The 4287-nt window shown below is 69.1% G+C and carries 3 protein-coding genes; 1 reads left to right on the top strand and 2 read right to left on the bottom strand.

Going from position 1 to position 4287, the window contains the following annotated elements; all coding sequences use genetic code 11:
* Positions 1-887, top strand: an 887-nt coding sequence (locus AC5LUJ_RS01035) for an SDR family oxidoreductase (RefSeq protein WP_493464323.1), incomplete at its 5' end; no start/stop codon positions are given.
* Between the two features lie 113 nt (positions 888-1000).
* Here the strand turns inward: AC5LUJ_RS01035 and AC5LUJ_RS01030 are convergent.
* Both AC5LUJ_RS01030 and AC5LUJ_RS01025 read right to left on the bottom strand, forming a co-directional pair.
* Entirely contained in the window at positions 1001-3016 is a 2016-nt protein-coding gene (locus AC5LUJ_RS01030; protein ID WP_445548310.1) for an APC family permease, read from the bottom strand.
* A gap of 741 nt (positions 3017-3757) precedes the next feature.
* On the bottom strand, positions 3758-3979 hold the full coding sequence (locus tag AC5LUJ_RS01025) for a hypothetical protein (RefSeq protein ID WP_250282883.1): 222 nt from the start codon (positions 3977-3979) through the stop codon (positions 3758-3760).
* Positions 3980-4287 lie beyond the last annotated feature (308 nt).

The raw sequence follows: 4287 nt of genomic DNA, 5'->3' as shown, positions 1-4287 counted from the left end.
CGCGGGTCCGCGCCCGAGGCATCCAGAAGGGACCGCCGATGACCACATCCCCGGGGACCGTCGTGGTCACCGGAGCGTCGACAGGGATCGGCGCGGCGACCGTGCGTCACCTGATCGGCCAGGGCAGACAGGTGATCGCGGGCGTACGCCGGGAGGAGGACGCGACCGCGCTGAAGACCGAGCTCGGCGAGCGGGTCGTGCCCGTCCAGCTCGATGTCACCGATCCGGAGGCGGTGGCGGCGGCGGCTGTCACCATCCGCGGTACCGTCGGGGCCGAAGGCCTTGCCGGCCTGGTCAACAACGCGGGTATCGCGGTCGCCGCGCCGGTGGAGTTCCTTCCGCCGGCGGAGCTGCGCCGCCAGCTCGATGTCAACGTCGTCGGCCAGGTCGCCGTCACCCAGGCGGTGCTCCCCCTGCTGCGGGACGGGCACGGCCGGATCGTCAACGTGGGCTCGATCGGCGACCGGGTCGTCTCCCCGCTGCTCGGCGCCTACACCGCGTCGAAGTTCGCGCTGGCCGCGCTCACCAGCACGCTGCGCATCGAGCTCGCCCCCTGGGGAATCGACGTCGTCCTCATCGAGCCCGGAGCGGTCACCACACCGATCTGGCGGTCGGCGGCGGCATCCGCCGACCGGCTGTTCGCGACGCTGCCCCCGGCCGTCGACACGCTGTACGGCAGGCAGATCGCCGCCGCCCGCGCGGGCGCGAAGCGCAACGAGGCCGCCGGGATCCCCCCGGCGGAGGTCGCGAAGGTGATCGTGCACGCGCTGACCACCCAGCGGCCCCGTACCCGCTATCTCGTCGGCAGGGACGCCCACATCGCCGCCGCCGTCGCCCGGCTGCCACCGCGGGTGCGCGACCGCATCGTCCTGCGCCGGACGCAGTGACCACGATCAGCCGTACCGGCTGCCCCTGAGCGTCACCGGCCGACCGCGACCGCCCGGCTGCGCGACCGCCCAGCCGGCCCTGCCAGCCGGGCGTGGTCCGGCTGCCCCGGGCGTCAGCCGACGTGGACGAAGGGCCGCCGGGCCGGTTCGGGCTCGGCTTCACGCAGCACCTCGCGGGTGACAGGCGCGACCTCGCCGACCCCGATGAAGAGGAACCGCAACAGGTTGAGCAGCGGATTTCCCTCGCCCCACTCGAAATAGACGTGCGGCCGCTCACCGGTGAAGTCACGCAGGTACAGCAGCAGTGCCGCGATCGCGTTCGGCACCGAGGTGCTCGTCAGCTTCAGGATCCGGTAGCCGTGACGCTCCTCGCCCCGGACGTCCAGCTCGCTTTCGAACTCGGACGCGTCCGACACCGTCACCTCGACGAAGAGCAGCGGATCCCCGTCGGGGATATGCAGGTCGTGACGTTCCTGCTGTTCCTTGTCGGAGTACTCGGCGGCGTCGCGCAGGTCCGGTTCATTGGCGATCAGCCGCAGCTCACCGGCGCGGGCGGCCTCGGTGACGAACCGTGTCGCGGTGTCGTCCAGGCGGACGTCCGTGACACGCAGCTCGAACGCGCGTATCCCGCGCGACGCGAACGACACGACAATGATCGCCATAATGAAGAACGAACCGATGATCAGGCCGTCCGGCCGTTCGATGATATTCGCGATGGTGGTGTAGACGAAGACGGTCGAGATGGTCGCGAACCCGGCGGTGTACACGCGCCGACGCCGTTTCGCCGAAGCCAGCGTCACCGCCAGCGACGCCGACGTGATGAGGACGAGCACACCGGTCGCGTAGGCGCCGGCCTGTTTGTCGACACTGGCCCGGAACAGCACCGTGACGACGAACGCGACCACGGTGAACACCAGGACCAGCGGGCGGACCGCACGCGCCCAGTGCGGGGCCATACCGTAACGCGGCAGATAACGGGGCACCAGATTGAGCAGCCCCGCCAGCGCGGACGCCCCGGCGAACCACAGGATCGCGATGGTGCTGATGTCGTAGCAGGTCCCGAAGACGGTGCCCAGCAGTTCGTGGGCGAGATAGGCCAGGGCGCGGCCGTTGGCGGCACCACCCGTCTCGAATTCCGCCTTCGGGATGAGCAGGGTTGTCACCATGCTGCTGGCCAGCAGAAAAACGCTCATAATCAACGCCGCTGTGGTGAGCAGATGCCGGGTTCCCCGGATCCGCCCGGTGGGACGCTCCTCGGTGTCGGACGCGTCCCCGCGGATGAGCGGCATCACCGCCACCCCGGTCTCGAAACCGGAAAGGCCCAGCGCGAGCTTGGGGAACACTATGAGCGCCACCCCGATCATCACCAGGGGGTTCGGGTGCTCGGCCACCATCAGTGCGCGCCAGTCGTCGACGACGTGCGGGGTGCGCAGCACCTGGGCCACACCGGCCAGCACGACGACGAGGTTCAGCGCCAGATAGATCATGACCAGGGCGACCGCGATACCGAGGGCCTCGGTGAAGCCCTTGAGGAACACCGCGGCGAGCAGGGCGAGCAGCACCAGCGTGACCAGCAGGTTGTGGCCGTGCAGGAAGTGCGGGGCGTACGGGTTCTCGATGAGGTGCGCGGTGGCGTCGGCAGCCGACAGGGTGATCGTGATGAGAAAGTCGGTGGCGGCGAAGCCCAGCAGGACCAGGACGAGCAGCTTCCCCGACCACCACGGCAGCAGGTGTTCCAGCATCGCGATGGATCCCTCGCCGTGGGGGCTTGCCGACGCCACCTTGCGGTAGACGGGCAGGGCCCCGAAGAGGGTGAGCAGCACGAGGATCAGGGTCGCGACCGGGCTGAGGCTGCCGGCGGCGAGAGCGGCGATGCCGGGCTGGTAGCCAAGGGTGGAGAAGTAGTCCACTCCCGTGAGACACATCACACGCCACCACGAGTGCCGTCGATGCTCGACCGACGGCTGGGTGTGCGGCCCCGCGTGCCGCCGCGACCGCTCGGCCAGGCCCTGGAGCAGCCAGGTACGTAGACGCTGGTCGTGCTGGTTTCTCCGGAGAGGCTCTGTGACGGTCACTGCCAGTGCCTTCCATCGGATACGGAGTCGCGTCGAGGGTAAGGGTTCGTTCATAACCACATCCCGTAGTCGCCAGGCGGCCTACCGGTCGACCGTGCGTCACCCCGAAGGGCGATGTTCGACCTGTTGGCGATGTTCGGCCTGTTGAGGAAGCGCGACACAACGCGGCCAAACGAGCCGGAGTCTACGGCGCGGCCACGCCACACGCAGAGGTGTCCGGATCATTGGCCACGAGGGCATCCGGCTGCATTCATCATCCGTCCGCCCGGTGCCTGATCGTGTTGTTCGGCACATGATCCCGCGGCCGTGACCATCAACACGTAACCCTCGTCACAAGAGCATCGGCAAACGTGGCGGACCGGCCCGGCCGCGGTCACCGGCGGGCCGCGCGGCAGAGCGGAAGATTCCCGACGACGAAAATATTCGTGACACTACCGGAGATAGCGGAAATTTTTCGCTGATCCATTTGCTCCACCCTCGCTCCGCGACGGACGAGGGGCCTCGGGAGAGCCGAGGGACATCAGGAGAACGGCGCGGGACGCGCGGCCGGCAGCCGGCGGCACACCGTCCCGCCCGGGTGGCCGCCGGGACGGCGTGGATGAGCACGGCATACGGCCGGGCACGGCTTTCACGAAGAGGGTGACAGGGATTACGGGCTGACGAGGCGGCCGACATGGCGCGGCCGGGCACGGGCATTGCCCCCTGAGACGGTCCGGGGCACAACGGCCGTGCGGGATTACCTCCGGCCGGCGGGCCACCCGGCCGGCCGCCTGGATTCGTAGCCCCGGGCCCGGCCTACTTGGCCGGGACGTTCAGCGCGGCGAGCGCCGAAGCCCAGCGAAAATACTTCAGACTGGCCAGATCGGCCACTGTTTTGATGTTGAATGCCTCTCGCAGCAGCTCGCCGTCACGGTCGGAAACCCCTTTCAGAGCCGACACCGGGGCGGCCAGGATCTCCGGCAGCTCCCTGTCCGCCCACGCCTTGTCCAGCACTTTGTCGAGATCGATGGCAGCCATGATTTCCTCGTTTCCTCCTGGCGTCCGACGGTCCCGCCATCCGGCCGGCGGCCCCGGTGCCCACAAGTATGATGCCGCACCCGGAAACGCACCAGCGGCACCCACTTCCCGGACGCCCGCCGGGTGGTGGATTTTTCGGGCCATACGCCTGCACCGATGAAATCCGGAAAGTCACCAGAAACGTGCCGAATACCCTGGGTAATAGGGTTCGTGGGCCGACCCGCCGGCCGCGGTCCCGTTACAGCGGGCCGGCCGGGGAATTCGCCGCGGCAGCCGTTGCCCGCCCCGTCCGCCTGCTCCCCCTCTCT

Source organism: Protofrankia sp. CiP1_Cm_nod3 (assembly GCF_982290655.1).
The sequence above is the reverse complement of the archived record's forward strand: the minus strand, read 5'-3'. Positions and strand labels throughout refer to the sequence as shown.

What these genes read in the sequence shown, in the direction of transcription:
- AC5LUJ_RS01030 (WP_445548310.1), bottom strand. Translation starts at nt 3,016, where the DNA reads ATGAACGAACCCTTACCCTCGACGCGACTCCGTATCCGATGGAAGGCA.
- AC5LUJ_RS01025 (WP_250282883.1), bottom strand. Translation starts at nt 3,979, where the DNA reads ATGGCTGCCATCGATCTCGACAAAGTGCTGGACAAGGCGTGGGCGGAC.